Origin of the sequence: Mesorhizobium huakuii (assembly GCF_030160235.1) — a bacterium.
In the GTDB taxonomy this organism is placed as follows: domain Bacteria; phylum Pseudomonadota; class Alphaproteobacteria; order Rhizobiales; family Rhizobiaceae; genus Mesorhizobium; species Mesorhizobium huakuii.
The window spans coordinates 15970-31209 of the sequence record NZ_BSNY01000051.1 but is presented as its reverse complement, the minus strand read 5'-3'; the positions used below and the strand labels follow the sequence as shown (position 1 = coordinate 31209).

Below are 15240 nucleotides of genomic sequence, written 5' to 3'. Positions count from 1 at the left end.
TCATTGCCCAAACCGCTTCCCACTTTTGGGTGACATGCATTAGCGGCTTATAGAGGCGAGGATGAAGATTTCAGTTCATGCCGTGGGCCGAATGAAAGCCGGCCCCGAGCGGGAGTTGGCCGACCGCTATTTCGAGCGCTTCGCCAAGAGCGGGCCGGGGGTCGGGCTCGAATTCGCCGGGATTACCGAGATCGCCGAGGGCCGCTCGCAGAGCGCTGCCGAGCGCCAGCGCGACGAGGGCGCGCGACTGCAGGCGCTGCTGCAGCCGGGCACGGCGCTGATCCTGCTCGACGAGCGCGGCAAGAGCCTTTCCTCGCAGGATTTAGCCAATCGTATCGGACAGTTGCGCGATGGCGGGCGCAAGGCGCTGGTGCTGGCCATAGGCGGCGCCGACGGCCATGATCCGCCGCTGCGCGACCAGGCCGACCTGGTGCTGTCGTTCGGAGCGCTGACCTGGCCGCATCAGCTGGTGCGGGTGATGCTGGGGGAGCAGCTCTACAGGGTGGCGACGATCCTTTCCGGCCACCCCTATCATCGCGCGTGAGCCTGCCGCTAGAGTTGCCGCCAGCGGTGATTCGTCGCCCTTTGCCCGGATTTTCGCCCCAATGCCGAGCTAGATTCAGAATCTGTGGTTTTGATGCATGTCCATGCCCAGAGCGGGGACCACTTTGGCCAACATCCATTCGGGGGCGGGGTCGTCAAACATGGTTGATGATTCGTTAACGAAGCCGCGGATAGTATAGATCGCGAATGTCTGAAGGCTGGAAATCGACACCGGGTCCAACAGGGGGCTCCTGGCGCGCGCGCTGCGGCATCGCGGTGGCGGCTGTGCTCCTGTCGTTCCATGGCGCCTGGGCCGAAAATACGCTCGACATGGCGCCTGATCCGGACCAGAGCCGCGCCGAATACGAGCAGGTTTCCAAGGAAATAACGCTTTCGTCGGAACGGCTTGCCAAGCTCGCCGCCGATATTGCCGCGGTCAAGAAGGACCATGCCTCGATCACCGCCGCGCTGATCCAGTCGGCGATGACCGAGCAGAAGCTCGGCCAGGATATCGAGGATATCGGCGCCAAGCTGGAAGGGCTGAAGGACCAGCAGCAGAAAATCCGCGCCTCGCTCGTGGCGCGGCGCGACGTGCTGGCCGAAGTTCTGGGCGCGCTGCAGCGCATGGGGCTCAACCCGCCGCCGGCGATCCTGGTCAAGCCGGAGGACGCGCTGTCGTCGGTGCGCAGCGCCATCCTGCTCGGCGCCGTGGTGCCGGAATTGCGCCAGCAGACCGACAGCCTGCTGGCCGACCTCAAGGAGCAGACCCGGGTGACGGCCTCGATCGAGGCCGAGCGGGCGCGGCTGACGGAAGCGGTCGGCGAGCAGGTGGCGGAAAAGAAGCGGCTCGGCATGCTGCTGGAAGCCAAGCAGAAGCTGGAGAACGATACACAGGCGCAAATGGCTGCCGAACAGCAGCGTTCCGAACAGTTGGCGGCCAAGGCCTCCAGCCTGAAGGAGCTGATCGCCTCGCTCGAAGCGCAAGCCGACAAGGCCCGCAAGGCCGCGGATGCCGCAAAGGCAGCGGCCGCGAGCCAGCCGGGTGACGTTCAGACCAGTGATGGAAGCGATGGCGGCGACAAAACGGCATCGCTGGCGTCACTGCCGGTTCCCGAAGGCAACCGGCTCACCGCGACGGCCCCCTTCTCGGCGCTGCAGGGGCAGATCGCCCTACCGGTCACCGGCCGCATCAAACGCCGGTTTGGCGCGGACGACGGTAACGGCGCGGTGATGCTTGGTGACATGCTTGCGACACAATCGGGAGCCATCGTCACCGCTCCGGCGGATGGGAATGTGCTTTATGCGGGGCCGTTTCGCTCTTATGGTCAACTCTTGATCCTCAATGCCGGCGACGGTTATCATGTCGTTCTGGCGGGGATGAGCAGAATCAGCGTCGTGACTGGCCAGTCAGTGCTCGCAGGAGAGCCGGTCGGTGCGATGGGAGAAGCCCGGGTGGCAAGCACCTCGGTTTCGAAGAATGGAAATGCCACGCCGGAACTCTACGTCGAGTTCCGCAAGGATGGAAAACCCGTCGATCCGGCCCCATGGTGGGCGGACCGTTTTTCTGGAAGGACGTGAAATGATGCGGAAACTGTCGCTTCTGTTTGCCGGTGCGCTGATGGGCGCATCCGCCATGAGCCTTGTCTATGGTGCTCCTGGCTCCTCGGCGAACGCTGCGGGATCGGAGACCTACAAGCAGCTGGCGATCTTCGGCGACATCTTCGAGCGGGTGCGGGCACAATATGTCACGCCGCCCGACGACAAGTCGCTGGTCGAGAACGCCATCAACGGCATGCTTTCCTCTCTCGATCCGCACTCCTCCTACATGAATGCCGAACAGGCGCAGGACATGCGCGTGCAGACCAAGGGCGAGTTCGGCGGCCTCGGCATCGAGGTCACCATGGAGAACGACCTGGTCAAGGTGATCACGCCGATCGACGATACGCCCGCTGCCAAGGCCGGCGTGCTGGCCGGCGACTACATCGCCAAGATCGACGGTGAAGAGGTTCGCGGCCTGACGCTCAACGACGCGGTCGACAAGATGCGCGGCCTGGTCAACACGCCGATCAAGCTCACCATCCTGCGCCAGGGCGCCGACAAGCCGATCGAACTGACGGTGGTGCGCGACATCATCAAGGTCAAGGCGGTCAAGTTCCGGGTCGAGAACGACATCGGCTACATGAAGATCACCTCCTTCACCGAAAAGACCTATGACGACCTCGAGAACGCCATCGACACCATCAAGAAGCAGGTGCCGGACGACAAGCTCAAGGGCTATGTGCTCGACCTGCGCCTCAATCCGGGTGGCCTGCTCGACCAGGCAGTGAGCGTGTCCGACGCCTTCCTGAAGCGCGGCGAGATCGTCTCGACGCGCGGCCGCGATCCGAAGGACGTCACCCGCTTCGACGCCAAGCCGAAGCAGACCGACGACATCAACGGCAAGCCGATGATCGTGCTCGTCAATGGCGGCTCGGCCAGTGCGTCCGAAATCGTCGCCGGCGCCTTGCAGGATCTGCGTCGCGTCACGGTGGTGGGCACGCAGTCCTTCGGCAAGGGTTCGGTGCAGACCATCATTCCGCTCGGCGAGAATGGCGCGCTGCGGCTGACGACGGCGCTCTATTACACGCCGTCGGGCAAGTCGATCCAGGGCAAGGGCATCACGCCCGACATCAAGGTCGACCAGCCGCTGCCGCCGGAACTGCAGGGCAGGGACCTGACGCGCGGTGAGTCCGATCTCAAGGGCCACATCAAGGGCGCCGACGAGAGCAAGACCGGCTCGGGCTCGGCAGCCTATGTGCCGCCGGATCCGAAGGACGATCTGCAGCTGATCTTTGCCGAGCAGCTGCTGCGCGGCGAAAAGACCGATCCGGCCTTTCCGCCCAATCCGGAAAAGGCCGTGCTCAACCAGTAACGGTTTGGTCGGCCAGGTCTGGCCGCCCGAACGAAGCAATGCGATGCTGCCGGGACCGAAAGGTTCCGGCAGTTTGATTCGGGGAGGCAAGACCAGGCCTCCGGATGCGGCGCCAGGGGTGCGCCAAGGTTGATGAATGCGCGCATGTCGCCGAAGGGGTCGCCTTCGCAACCATGCGCTCCGGGGACAGGGCTTGGCTGACATCGGCAAGGACATCGAACGCCCGCTTGGACAGACCGTCCGGGCGCCGCGCGCTGCCGGCAAGGTCAGCGCGGGCATTGTCGCAGCAAGCGTCGTCGTGCTGGCGGTGGTTGGCGTCTCGGCCGCGATCGCGCTCCGGGAAAAGCCGTTTCGCAAGCCGCAAGAGGTCGCCGTTTCGACGCCGAAAGTGACGGCTGCGGCCGCGCCCGCCGCCGCGCCACCCCCTCTTGCCCCGGTCGCGGCGCCAAAGGTCGAAACGCCGTCAAAGACCGGTGGCCCCCAGATCATCCATGTGCAGAAGGAGGAGGGCGATGGTCCGCCGCAGGCCGCCATCGTCATCCGCGATCCGTCTAGCATCGGGCAGAACCTGAAGATCGCGCATCTTCCCGACAAGGCGCTGATTGAAGCCAGCGACACCGGGCCCTTGCCGATACGCTCCGCCGATGGAAGGCGGCCGTTCGATGTCTATGCACGGCCGTGGTCTGGCGCGCGCGGGGCGCGGGTGGCGATCGTCATCGGCGGGCTGGCCGTCTCGCAGACCGGCACCCAGGCAGCGATCGCCAAGCTGCCTCCTGAAGTGACGCTGGCCTTCGCGCCGCAAGGCAACAGCATCGGCCGCTGGATGCAGGCCGCCCGGCAGGGCGGCCACGAGATCGTCATGCAGGTGCCGCTCGAACCGTTCGACTACCCCAACGTCAACCCCGGCCGCAACACGCTGACCGTGGCGGCGAGCGCGGAGGAGAACCTCAAGAATCTGCACTGGGCGCTGTCGCGGACGACGAACTATACCGGTGTCATGAACTATATGGGCGCGCGTTTCTCCGCCGACCCGGCGGCGATGGAGCCGTTCATGGCCGAACTCGGCAAACGGGGGCTTGCCTATATAGACGACGGCTCGTCGGCGCGCAGCCTGGCGCCAGACCTGGCGCTGAAGGACGGCGTGCCCTTCGTCGCCGGCGACACGGCGATCGACGCGGTGCAGGATCGCGGCGCCATCCTGAAAAAACTCGACAGTCTCGAAGCCACGGCGCGGGCCAAGGGCACTGCCGTCGGCATCGGCTCGGCCTTTGATCTCACGGTCGAGATCGTCTCATCCTGGATTGCCGAGGCCAAGAAGCGCGGCATCGAGATCGTGCCGATTTCAGCGGTGGCGATCGATCCGCAAAAGGGCTAGCCATCGTAAGATGGCTGGAGAGACTGACTGATGCCGAAGACGAAAATAGTCGACCGCGAAACGCTGCCCTACCGTCCCTGTGTCGGTTTGATGATCCTCAATGGCGAGGGCCTGGTCTGGGTCGGGCATCGCATTGCCGAACCCGACAGCGAATTCGCCGGCACGACGCAGCTCTGGCAAATGCCGCAAGGCGGCATCGACAAGGGTGAGGAGCCGCTGCAGGCGGCCGAGCGCGAGCTTTATGAGGAGACCGGCATGCGCAGCGTCTCGCTGCTCGCCGAGGCGCCGGACTGGATCAACTACGACCTGCCGGACCACCTCGTCGGCATTGCCTTCAAGGGCCGGTATCGCGGCCAGACGCAGAGATGGTTCGCCTTCCGCTTTCACGGCGAGAGCAGCGAAATCCAGATCAATCCGCCGCCGGGCGGCCACACCGCCGAATTCGACAAATGGTCGTGGCGGCCGATGCAGGATCTGCCCGACCTGATCGTGCCGTTCAAGCGCAAGGTCTATGAAGAGGTGGTGGCGGCGTTCAGTCACCTGGCGCGGTAGTCGCGCGTCGAGGTTGCCGCGCCGGTGCGGGGGTCGTATGGATGGCCGATGCAATGAGGGTCGCCATGAACGACGCCGTCAACCCGACTGCTGCAAAAACCGTCACCGGTTGGCCGGTCAGCGAGGCGGCGGCCGGCGCGATCCTGACGATCGATCTCGGCGCGATCCGTGAGAACTACCGACGGCTGAAGGCGCGGCTGGGCGGCGTGGCCTGCGCCGGTGTGGTCAAGGCCAATGGCTATGGCCTTGGCGCGGCCCAGGTGGCGGCGGCACTGACCCGGGAAGGCTGCGACATCTTCTTCGTCGCGCTGCTGGCCGAAGGCATCGCGCTGCGCAAGGCTATCGGGACCGGACCGGACATCTACGTGCTGAACGGGCTGCCGCCGGGCTCCGAGCCGGAAGCGGTGGCGGCTGGGCTTTGCGCCGTCATCAACAGCGGTGCGCAGTTGAAAGCCTGGCGCGCGGCGGCGCATGGCGCCGGTCGCCGGTTGCCCGCCGCCATCCAGGTCGACAGCGGCATGTCGCGGCTCGGCATGGCGCCGGCCGAAGTCGAGGCGCTGGGCGGGGAGAGCCGTGCGTTCGACGGCATCGACGTCAGATATATTATGAGCCATCTGGCCTGCGCCGACGAGCCGCGCCATCCGGCCAACGAACAGCAGAGGCTGGCCTTTGAGCGGCTGCGCGCGATGCTGCCCCGGGCGTCTGCCTCGCTCGCCAACTCCTCCGGCATCTTTCTCGGGCCGCTCTACCATCACGATCTCGCTCGACCGGGAGCGGCGCTGTACGGCATCAACCCGACGCCGGGCGAGCCCAATCCGATGCTGCCCGTGGTGCGGCTGCAGGCCAAGGTGGCGCAGACGCGCCGCGTCGAAAAGGGCGCCGGCATCGGTTATGGCCACAGCTATCACGCGGACGGCCCGCTGAGCCTGGCGACGATTTCGTTCGGCTATGCCGATGGCTGGCTGCGCCGCTCCGCTTCGGCGGCCTGGTTCGAAGGCGTGCGCCTGCCTTTCCTCGGGCGTGTGTCGATGGATTCGATCATTCTCGACATGTCCGCCGTGCCGCCCGGCAGGCTGCGCGAGGGCGATCTGGTCGAGCTGCTCGGTCCCTCGCAGAGCGTCGACGATGCCGCCGGCCATGCCGGCACCATCGGCTATGAAATCCTGGCCAGCCTCGGCCCGCGGTTTCACCGCCACTATGTCGGCAGCTGAGCGGTTTGGCCGCGCTTGACAAGCAGGCGCCGGTCGGCAAGGTTCGGGGCATGAGCAACCTCGCTTACACCAGAACCTTGTTCAGGGTCTGCCCGATCGCGGGATCGTAGCCCCGACGCGGCCGCCTATTGGCGTCCGTCCGTATCGGGGCATCCATACATCCAGAACCGCCATCAAGCTGTACAGCCCTCTCGGCTACCGGCTTTTCATCACGTACCGCCGTCAGCGCGGCGGCAGGCGCGCATCCATTCGATGCGCCGATCCATGAGGTTTGCCATGCAACATGCAACAGGACCGCGGCCATCGAGCCGGATTCTGATCAGCGACACCGACCATGACAGGTTGACCGGGCTGGCGAGAGCCTTGCTCGACCGTGCCCCCGAGACGGCCGAGGAACTGCTCTTCGAGATGGACCGCGCCGTGGTCACGGACGCGGCGGCGATGCCGGCCGACGTGGTGCGTATGGGTTCGATCGTAACAGTCCGCGGAGAAGGTGGGGAGACCCAGCGCATCATGCTTGTCTATCCCCGCGAAGCCGACATTGCCGAAAACAGGATCTCGGTGCTGACGCCGATGGGCACGGCGCTCATCGGGGCGTCGGCCGGGCAGGCGGTGTGTTGGAGTAGCCGTGGCGGCCGTGAACTGTCGGTGACCGTCGAGGCCGTCGACACGCTGGCCTCCGGCCCGCAGCGGCGCTGATCGTGGAGGCGGCGATGAAGAGCACGAATTTTTGTCTGACGACGAAGGACCACGCCGTCCTCGAAGTCATGCTGGAGCGCCGGCGGGCATTCGCGGATCCGATCGTGCACATGCTTGAACACAAGCTTTCAAGCGCCGCTGTCGTGCCGATCGGTGCGGTCGGCCCCGATATCGTCACGCTGAACAGCAGGGTGGTGTTCAGCATCGATGCCGGCCACGCCGAGACGCGCACCCTGGTGCAGAACGAAGTGCGCGGACCGGTCGGCTCCAGCCTGTCGGTGGCAACCAGGCGAGGGCTGTGCATGCTTGGCATGGCGCAGGGCCAGACCGCTTCGATCGAGTACGCCGACGGCCGGCGAGAGTCGATCCTGATCAAGGCCGTGCTCTACCAGCCGGAGGCTGCCCGGCGCGCGGTCAGGCAGAAAGACCGGGCCGACGGGCGGCGACCGCATGGGCTCACTCTCGTCTACAGCGCGCCAGACGATTGGCGGCCTCTTGGCGAGACGGCCGGAATGCGGCAGACAGAAGACGACGACCCCGGTCCCTCGGCGGCGTGAATGGGCAACAGCGCATGGTTCTCGAAAATCGGCATCGATTTTCATTGGGGATCATGCGCAAATCGAGAAATGCGGTCGCGTCCACGGGCGTCCTGAGGACGCGCGGCGCGACAAGGAGTGAACGATGCAGATCATGGTGCTGGGCGGCGGCGTCATCGGGGTGACCACGGCCTATTATCTTGCCGAGGCCGGCCACGAGGTGACGGTGCTGGACCGCCAGAAAGGCCCGGCGCTGGAAACCAGTTTCGCCAATGCCGGCGAGATTTCGCCCGGCTATGCCTCGCCCTGGGCCGGGCCCGGCATTCCGCTCAAGGCGATCAAATGGCTGTTGATGAAGCATGGGCCATTGGTGGTGCGGCCGGCCTTCGATCCGCATATGTGGACCTGGCTGGTCAAGATGCTGCGTAACTGCACCGCGGAGCGCTATGCCATCAACAAGTCGCGCATGGTGCCGCTGGCCGAATACAGCCGCGACACGCTGAAGGCGCTGCGCGAGGCGACCGGCATCACTTATGACGAGCGCACCCAGGGCACGCTGCAGCTGTTTCGCACGCAAAAGCAGCTCGACGGCACCGGCGGCGATGTCGAGGTGCTGAAGAAATATGGCGTGCCCTACGAGATCCTCGATCAGGATGGCTGCATCGCGGCGGAGCCGGCACTGGCCGGCGTGCGCGAGAAATTCGTCGGCGGGCTGAGGCTGCCGCATGACGAGACCGGCGACTGCAAGATGTTCACCGAGAAACTGGCCGAGCTCTGCGTGGCGCGTGGCGTCAAGTTCGAATACGACACGACGATCTGGCGTGTCCTCCGCAGCCGCAACCGCATCTCCAATCTCAGCACCAGCAAGGGGTTCAAGGCCTCCGAAGCCTATGTGATGGCGCTGGGCAGCTACTCGGCCGGCTTCATGCGCCGGATGAAACGGTCTATCCCGGTCTATCCGGTCAAGGGCTATTCGATCACCGTGCCGATCAAGGATGCCACCCTGGCGCCGGTGTCGACCGTGATGGACGAAACCTACAAGGTGGCGATCACACGGCTGGGTGACCGCATCCGCGTCGGCGGCACGGCCGAGATTTCAGGCTTCGACCTCAGGCTGCATGAATCGCGGCGGCGCACGCTCGAACATTCGGTTGGCGATCTCTTTCCGGGCGCCGGCGCCATGCGCGAGGCGACCTTCTGGTGCGGCCTGCGGCCGATGACGCCGGATGGGCCGCCGCTGATAGGCCGCACCGAGCTTTCCAATCTCTTCCTCAACACCGGCCATGGCACGCTCGGCTGGACCATGGCCTGCGGCTCGGCCAAGGTGCTGGCCGACATCATGTCGAACAAGGTGCCCGACATCGATGCCCGAGCGCTGGCGCAGGAGCGCTACCTGAAATAGGTGCGGGAAGATCAGAACGCCTGCCGGACCCAGGCTCCGTCGAACAGCAGCCGATAGGCCCATGGGATCGTCACATTGCTGGAAACCGGGTTCGAATGCGCGAGATAGTCGTCATAGATCGGTTTCATCCTGGCGTAGAAGGCGGGATCGAGCACCATCATGCCGTTCTCCGAATCGTGGAAGAAGCTGCGGTTGTTGAGGTTGACCGACGAAATGGCGACCAGCCTTTCGTCGATCATCATGATCTTGGAATGCAGCACCACGTCGGGCGCCTTGAACTCGCGGATGTTGATGCTATCGCCATATTTCTCGACGAACAGCTTGTTGAGCGCGGTGAGGAACTTGCCGCCAATGTCGCCCTTGAGGTCGATGCGGCCGACAATGTCGATCTTGACGCCGCGGGCGAGCGCCCGGTCAAAGGCCTGGGCGAGGCTCGGCGTCAGATTCAGGTAGGGGTTGACGATCTGGATATGCTGCCGGGCGGCGTCGACCAGTTCGACGAAATAGTCCTCCAGCGCATGGTCGTCCTCATAGGGCACCGAGATGAAATGCCGGGCATTGCCCCGGGGGCGGCCATCTCCACGAACCGGGATGGAGAAGGGGCGTGCCAGATTGGTGTCGGCGTCGCGCAACCATATCGTCGACAGATGCGCGGCGAGCGTCTCGACCGTCGCTTGGTCGGCGAACTCGATGTCGAAGTCGCTCCAGTTCGAATAGTAGTTCAGCGAAAAGCCGTCGGTCTTGCCGTATTGCTGCAGGTCCGGATAGCGCGACAGGTCGATCGGACTATGGAACAGGAAGCCGTCATGGATATTGCGGCCGCCGATGATGACGCGCGAGCGCGCTGGGCCCACAGCCAGCGTCGCCAGCATCTTGATATGATGGGTTTTGTGCATCTGTGAAATCTGCTCGTCGATCGGCGCGCCATGGTCGGCGCGCCAGCGGTATTCCTGCAATTCGACATTGGGGAACTCCGCCGCCAGCCGGTGCAGCATGGCGTCGTCCTTTTCGCGCTCCAGCACGTCGGTGATCAGAATGCGCACCTTGGTGCCAAGGGCGGCATGATGGCGGATCAGCCGCTCGATGACGCGGCCGGAAAAGTCGGCCTTGAATTCGAGCGAGGACAGATAGATCAGCTTCAGCCTTGGTGCCCTGGAGAAATCCAGCGGCAGTTCCGGATCGCCTTTGTCTATTGCGGCATCGGATAGCGGCGCGCCCATCAGCGCCTCGACCTTGGCGTTGAAGCCGTCGCGCGACTTGCGCAGCAGCCTGGGCTCGCCGATCGGCAGGGCGCAGGTCTGCGACAGCCAGCGGCTGGCATAGAAGGCGCGCTCGAGCGCGTCGAGGCCGGCGCTGTCGGGGATCGGGCAGCGCTCATAGCGGCTGTCGAAGCTGGCGAGAGCCGGATCTGCGGTCTCTTCGCGGCGGATGGTGAGCGGAGCCCCGGCCGGGACAAGGCTGGAGCGGATCCTTGCCGTGCAGCGGTTCAGGCTGTCGCTTGGAAACAGGCTGACGGTGTCGTCCTCGCCCGCCAGGCGGAAGCGAAATGCCGTGCCGGCCGCAATGGTGCGCGAGACGCCGGCGGTGCGGATCGCCAATGCGCTGTCGCAGGTGGCCTCGATCTCGGCTGGCTGCTCGCCGGCCTGGCGCACGACGATCTCGATGCTGCGCGCCTGCAGGCCGGAGAAGTCGAAGATCTTGGGGGCCGAGGGCCGCGCCGCCGCGTCGATGTAGAGCGTCTGCCGCGACACCCGCCAGCGTCCGTCGAAATGGCCCTCGCCGATGCCGCCATTGGCCGGCGGCAGATGCGCCTTGGCGAGTGGGCCGGCGAGTTGCTGCAGCGTCGAATAGGTCGCCTGGAAGTCGCCGTTCTGCACATCGCGGCGGTTGCGCCCGAACGGGCCGGTGCCGTTGGCGCGATCCATGGCGCCGAGCTGATTGTGGGCAAGCAGCGCCAGGAAGCGCCTTTCGTAGTCGCTGGCGCCGGCATCGCCAAAAAACTGCGACGCCGCGACCTGCGGCCCGGGCGTGCTGGCCGACAGCGACGGCCGCGCGCAGGCCGCCTGTCCCGGCAGGAGATCGCAGGCATTGCGGCCAAAGCCGACACAACCGGCAAGGGCGGTCAACCCGATGAGGGCAAGGATGATAAATGCGTGGCGATTCACCCGGTGGCTCCGGCCTTCATGGCGCTCAACTGTGCCGGGTCGCGCGGCGGCATGAAGCCCTGGGGAAACACCTTGCAGACGGGAATGGCGAAGGTAGCGATCAGCAATTGCGCCTCGCCGCGAATCTTGCGTGGCGCCGTCTTGTCGTCACGGATTGCCCTGGCGGAGGCGACAAGTGCGCCGTCGCAGTCGCAATGATTGTGGCGGGCGATGTAGCAGGCGTCGTGGGTCTGGCACACCGCGTCGAGGCGGTCGACCGGCCGGGCCGACAGATCGCCGGTGCGGGTGCCGGGGCCGCAATAATTGCCGAAGACGAAGGGCGAGGGGCGCGCCATGGCGTAGCGGATCGGCTTGGGCAATTCGGCTTCCGGCACTTTTGTCCACGGGTTGGCGCAGGCCGAAACGAAAACCAGCGGCAGGATAGCAAGAACGGCTCGCATTTTTTCCGCGCCAGCTTTCTGAACTATTCCCCACCGGCGGCCCTGCTTCGTGGCCGGCGACCGCATGCCTGATGCCACACTGGCCGGTTTTGTGGCAAGGAAAAGGCGTCGTCTATCGCCCGATCGTGATATATCGTGGCGGCACAAGCCCATGGCGCTAACTGCGCCTGACATTCGCGAGCGGTAATGCGTATCTGCTTCCTGGTCACGGTCGTCGTTGGATTTCTGTTTTGCGCAACAGCGGCCATTGCTGCCGATAAGACCGTCCACGACCGGGAGAATGGGTTTGCACTGACCTTTCCACAAGAATGGATCACTGAGCCGCCTTCCGGCGAAGCGATGCGGCTGAGCGTTCAATCCTCCGATCAGGCTCTTACTTGCATGGTGTCGGCCTCGCTCTACGATGCATCCGCACCGGGGTCTCCCCCTGATCCACGCAAGTTCATCGAGGGCTGGTCCATGGAAACATGGAAGAAGATGATGGGCAAATCGTTCAGCACAGCCGATTTCAGCAATGACAAGCTTGCGAGGTTTCCCGATGGCTATCCTGTGCGACTTGCCGATCTGGATTTTACGGTTATCGATAATGATGTCCGCCTGCACGGCCATTCCAGATTTGCGTTTTCGTTGCGGGGAGCGCGCTATGGCTATGTCAATTGCAGCGTGATGGGCGAGAGCGCGGAGCAGGTGGAGCAGATGTGGGCGCCGCTGGCGAACAAGGCCGAACGTGTGGTGAATTCGTTCGTTCTCGACTCGCCTTGAACAGCGCATTGCGTCTACCGGTTTGCGAAATCAGGTAAAGAGGCCCCGCTCCCGCTCCACTGCCTTGGTGATGAAGCCGGCGACAAGCTGGACGCGGCGCAGGGGTCGCACCGATTCATGATAGACCAGCCAGTAGGCGCGGCGGATGGGCGCCACCACATCGACGGCCACCAGTTCAGGCATCGAACGCGCGACGAAAGTGTGCAGGATGCCGATGCCGGCGCCCGAGCGCACCGCTTCGGCCTGGCCGAGCGCCGAGGAGATGGCGAAGCTGGTGCGCCAGTCGGCGCTGAATTCGGCCGCGTAATCGAGCGAAGGGCTGACGATAAGATCGGGCACATAGCCGATGAGCGTGTGCCGGCCGAGTTCGGCCGCTGTCTTGGGCAGGCCATTGGCATCGGCGTAGGCGCGGGACGCAAACAGGCCCAGCGAATAGTCGACCAGCTTGCCCGCCACCAGACGGCCTTCCGTCGGCCGCTCGACGGTGATGGCGATGTCGGCCTCGCGCCGCGACAGCGAGAAGGAGCGCGGCACCGGCACGAGCTGGATCGTCAGCTCGCGATGCAGCGCGGTCAGTTCGCCGAGGCGCCTGGCCAGGAAGGCGACGCCAAAACCGTCCGGCGCGCCAATGCGCACTGTGCCGGAGATATCGTCGCCTTCGCCCGAAATGGTCGAGCGCGCGGCGATCATGTCGCCCTCCATGCGCTCGGCAATGTCGAGGAAGCGCTCGCCGGCCGGCGTCAGTTCGCTGCCGGTGGTCAGCCGGCGGAAGAGCTTCGTGCGCAGCGCGTCCTCCAGCGCGGCGATGCGGCGCGAGACGGTGGCGTGGTTGAGCTCCAGCCGCCTGGCGGCGCCAAGGATCTGGCCGGCGCGCGCCACGGCGAGGAAGATGCGGACGTCATCCCAGTTCATGGGCATCCCCAGGAGATATCTTGTTGTTAGTCATTTGCGAGAATTGATGCTCGCTCGTCAATCGATATCTAATTTTCGCACAACGGTTGCGTTCTCCCTCGCGTTGCCTTCGCCACGGCAAAGGCGGACAATGCGCCATCACAAACAAGGGAGAGACATCATGATCGAATACGGTCATTTCATCGGCGGCAAGCGTGTCGCCGGCACCAGCGGCCGCAAGCAGGACGTCATGCAGCCGATGGACGGCTCCGTGCGCGGCACCGTGGCGCTGGCCTCGCAGTCGGAACTTCGCGCGGCGGTCGAGAACGCCAAGGCGGCGCAGCCGAAATGGGCCGCCACCAACCCGCAACGCCGTGTGCGCGTCTTGATGAAATTCCTCGAACTGGTCGCCCGCGACTATGACGAACTGGCCGACATACTGGCGCGCGAGCACGGCAAGACCATCGCCGACGCCAAGGGCGATATCCAGCGCGGCCTCGAAGTGGTCGAAGTCTGCATCGGCGCGCCGCACATGATGAAGGGCGAATTCACCGATGGCGCCGGCCCCGGCATCGACGTCTATTCGATGCGCCAGCCGCTCGGCGTCGTCGCCGGCATCACGCCGTTCAACTTCCCGGCGATGATCCCGCTGTGGAAGATCGCCCCGGCGATCGCTTGCGGTAATGCCTTCATCCTGAAGCCGTCGGAGCGCGATCCGGGCGTGCCGATCCGCATCGCCGAACTGTTCCTCGAGGCCGGCCTGCCGGCTGGCATCCTCAACGTCGTCAACGGCGACAAGGAAGTCGTCGACGCCATCCTCGACGATCCCGACATCAAGGCCGTCGGCTTTGTCGGCTCGACGCCGATCGCCCATTACATCTATTCGCGCGGTACCGCGGCGGGCAAGCGCGTCCAGTGCTTCGGCGGCGCCAAGAACCACATGATCATCATGCCCGACGCCGACATGGACCAGACCGTCGACGCGCTGATCGGCGCCGGCTACGGCTCGGCCGGCGAGCGCTGCATGGCGATCTCGGTGGCCGTCCCGGTTGGCAACGACACCGCCAACCGGCTGATGGAAAAGCTGATCCCGCGCGTCGAGAGCCTGAAGGTCGGTCCGTCGACGGATTCGGCGGCCGATTTCGGCCCGCTGGTGACGGCGCAGGCGCTGGAGCGCGTGAAGGGTTACGTCGATACCGGCGTCAAGGAAGGCGCCAAACTGGTCGTCGATGGCCGCGGCTTCAAGATGCAGGGCTATGAGAACGGCTACTATATGGGCGGCTGCCTGTTCGACAACGTCACGGCGGACATGCGCATCTACAAGGAAGAGATCTTCGGACCGGTGCTCTCGGTGGTGCGTGCTCCGACCTATGAGAGCGCGATCAAGCTCGCCAACGACCATGAAATGGGCAATGGCGTCGCCATCTTCACCCGCGACGGCGACGCCGCGCGTGATTTCGCAAGCCGTGTCCAGGTAGGCATGGTCGGCGTCAACGTGCCGATCCCGGTTCCGATCGCCTATTACACCTTCGGCGGCTGGAAGGCGTCGTCCTTCGGCGACCTCAACCAGCACGGCCCGGACGCCTTCCGCTTCTACACCAAGACCAAGACGGTGACCTCGCGCTGGCCGTCCGGCATCAAGGATGGCGCCGAGTTCGTCATCCCGACGATGAACTGACGTTTGACGGTTTTCTTGCTTACGCCTCCGCCCTCGGCGGCGGCGCGCGGCAACATATCCGACATCGAAGGCCCG

Annotated in this window: 14 protein-coding genes; 11 read left to right on the top strand and 3 right to left on the bottom strand. The window is 64.9% G+C overall.

Annotated elements, in window-relative coordinates; translation table 11 throughout:
- Positions 1-61 precede the first annotated feature (61 nt).
- From rlmH to QQK95_RS25745, 9 genes are all read left to right on the top strand, one after another.
- Positions 62-544, top strand: a complete 483-nt coding sequence (rlmH, locus tag QQK95_RS25785) for a 23S rRNA (pseudouridine(1915)-N(3))-methyltransferase RlmH (protein ID WP_284277218.1) — start codon at positions 62-64, stop codon at positions 542-544.
- A 206-nt stretch (positions 545-750) separates the two neighbouring features.
- Positions 751-2121, top strand: a complete 1371-nt coding sequence (locus QQK95_RS25780; RefSeq protein ID WP_284277217.1) for a murein hydrolase activator EnvC family protein — start codon at positions 751-753, stop codon at positions 2119-2121.
- Between the two features lies 1 nt (position 2122).
- Entirely contained in the window at positions 2123-3454 is a 1332-nt protein-coding gene (locus QQK95_RS25775) for a S41 family peptidase (protein WP_284277216.1), read from the top strand.
- A 193-nt stretch (positions 3455-3647) separates the two neighbouring features.
- On the top strand, positions 3648-4829 hold the full coding sequence (locus QQK95_RS25770; RefSeq protein ID WP_284277215.1) for a divergent polysaccharide deacetylase family protein: 1182 nt from the start codon (positions 3648-3650) through the stop codon (positions 4827-4829).
- Positions 4830-4859: 30 nt separating this feature from the next.
- Entirely contained in the window at positions 4860-5381 is a 522-nt protein-coding gene (locus QQK95_RS25765; protein WP_284277214.1) for an RNA pyrophosphohydrolase, read from the top strand.
- Positions 5382-5446: 65 nt separating this feature from the next.
- Positions 5447-6592 carry an alanine racemase gene (gene alr / locus QQK95_RS25760; RefSeq protein WP_284277213.1) on the top strand — a complete coding sequence of 382 codons (1146 nt, stop codon included), beginning with the start codon at positions 5447-5449 and terminating at the stop codon, positions 6590-6592.
- A 276-nt stretch (positions 6593-6868) separates the two neighbouring features.
- Positions 6869-7291 carry a nucleoside diphosphate kinase regulator gene (gene rnk, locus QQK95_RS25755; protein ID WP_284277212.1) on the top strand — a complete coding sequence of 141 codons (423 nt, stop codon included), beginning with the start codon at positions 6869-6871 and terminating at the stop codon, positions 7289-7291.
- A gap of 14 nt (positions 7292-7305) precedes the next feature.
- Complete coding sequence (locus QQK95_RS25750) at positions 7306-7848, top strand: nucleoside-diphosphate kinase (RefSeq protein WP_284277211.1); 543 nt, start codon at positions 7306-7308, stop codon at positions 7846-7848.
- Positions 7849-7972: 124 nt separating this feature from the next.
- Positions 7973-9229, top strand: coding sequence for a D-amino acid dehydrogenase (locus tag QQK95_RS25745; RefSeq protein ID WP_284277210.1), 1257 nt, complete (start codon positions 7973-7975; stop codon positions 9227-9229).
- Between the two features lie 11 nt (positions 9230-9240).
- Here QQK95_RS25745 and QQK95_RS25740 read toward each other — a convergent pair whose 3' ends face one another.
- Positions 9241-11394, bottom strand: a complete 2154-nt coding sequence (locus tag QQK95_RS25740; RefSeq protein WP_284277209.1) for a phospholipase D-like domain-containing protein — start codon at positions 11392-11394, stop codon at positions 9241-9243.
- Positions 11391-11834, bottom strand: a complete 444-nt coding sequence (locus QQK95_RS25735; RefSeq protein ID WP_284277208.1) for a hypothetical protein — start codon at positions 11832-11834, stop codon at positions 11391-11393. Before QQK95_RS25735 ends, QQK95_RS25740 begins: the two co-directional genes overlap by 4 nt.
- A 186-nt stretch (positions 11835-12020) precedes the next feature.
- On the opposite strand from QQK95_RS25735, the gene QQK95_RS25730 reads away from it, so the two are divergent.
- Positions 12021-12596 (top strand): hypothetical protein, encoded by a 576-nt coding sequence (locus QQK95_RS25730; RefSeq protein WP_284277207.1) that lies wholly within the window; start codon positions 12021-12023, stop codon positions 12594-12596.
- A gap of 30 nt (positions 12597-12626) precedes the next feature.
- On the opposite strand, the gene QQK95_RS25725 is transcribed toward QQK95_RS25730, so the two are convergent.
- Positions 12627-13508 carry a LysR family transcriptional regulator gene (locus tag QQK95_RS25725; protein WP_284277206.1) on the bottom strand — a complete coding sequence of 294 codons (882 nt, stop codon included), beginning with the start codon at positions 13506-13508 and terminating at the stop codon, positions 12627-12629.
- A gap of 160 nt (positions 13509-13668) precedes the next feature.
- On the opposite strand from QQK95_RS25725, the gene QQK95_RS25720 reads away from it, so the two are divergent.
- Complete coding sequence (locus QQK95_RS25720) at positions 13669-15165, top strand: CoA-acylating methylmalonate-semialdehyde dehydrogenase (protein ID WP_284277205.1); 1497 nt, start codon at positions 13669-13671, stop codon at positions 15163-15165.
- Positions 15166-15240: the final 75 nt, after the last annotated feature.

Coding starts and splice junctions, on each gene's coding strand:
- alr (WP_284277213.1), top strand. CDS start 5,447: ATGAACGACGCCGTCAACCCGACTGCTGCAAAAACCGTCACCGGTTGG.
- QQK95_RS25730 (WP_284277207.1), top strand. CDS start 12,021: ATGCGTATCTGCTTCCTGGTCACGGTCGTCGTTGGATTTCTGTTTTGC.
- QQK95_RS25720 (WP_284277205.1), top strand. CDS start 13,669: ATGATCGAATACGGTCATTTCATCGGCGGCAAGCGTGTCGCCGGCACC.
- QQK95_RS25775 (WP_284277216.1), top strand. CDS start 2,123: ATGATGCGGAAACTGTCGCTTCTGTTTGCCGGTGCGCTGATGGGCGCA.
- QQK95_RS25725 (WP_284277206.1), bottom strand. CDS start 13,508: ATGAACTGGGATGACGTCCGCATCTTCCTCGCCGTGGCGCGCGCCGGC.
- QQK95_RS25765 (WP_284277214.1), top strand. CDS start 4,860: ATGCCGAAGACGAAAATAGTCGACCGCGAAACGCTGCCCTACCGTCCC.
- rnk (WP_284277212.1), top strand. CDS start 6,869: ATGCAACATGCAACAGGACCGCGGCCATCGAGCCGGATTCTGATCAGC.
- QQK95_RS25780 (WP_284277217.1), top strand. CDS start 751: ATGTCTGAAGGCTGGAAATCGACACCGGGTCCAACAGGGGGCTCCTGG.
- QQK95_RS25745 (WP_284277210.1), top strand. CDS start 7,973: ATGCAGATCATGGTGCTGGGCGGCGGCGTCATCGGGGTGACCACGGCC.
- QQK95_RS25735 (WP_284277208.1), bottom strand. CDS start 11,834: ATGCGAGCCGTTCTTGCTATCCTGCCGCTGGTTTTCGTTTCGGCCTGC.
- QQK95_RS25750 (WP_284277211.1), top strand. CDS start 7,306: ATGAAGAGCACGAATTTTTGTCTGACGACGAAGGACCACGCCGTCCTC.
- rlmH (WP_284277218.1), top strand. CDS start 62: ATGAAGATTTCAGTTCATGCCGTGGGCCGAATGAAAGCCGGCCCCGAG.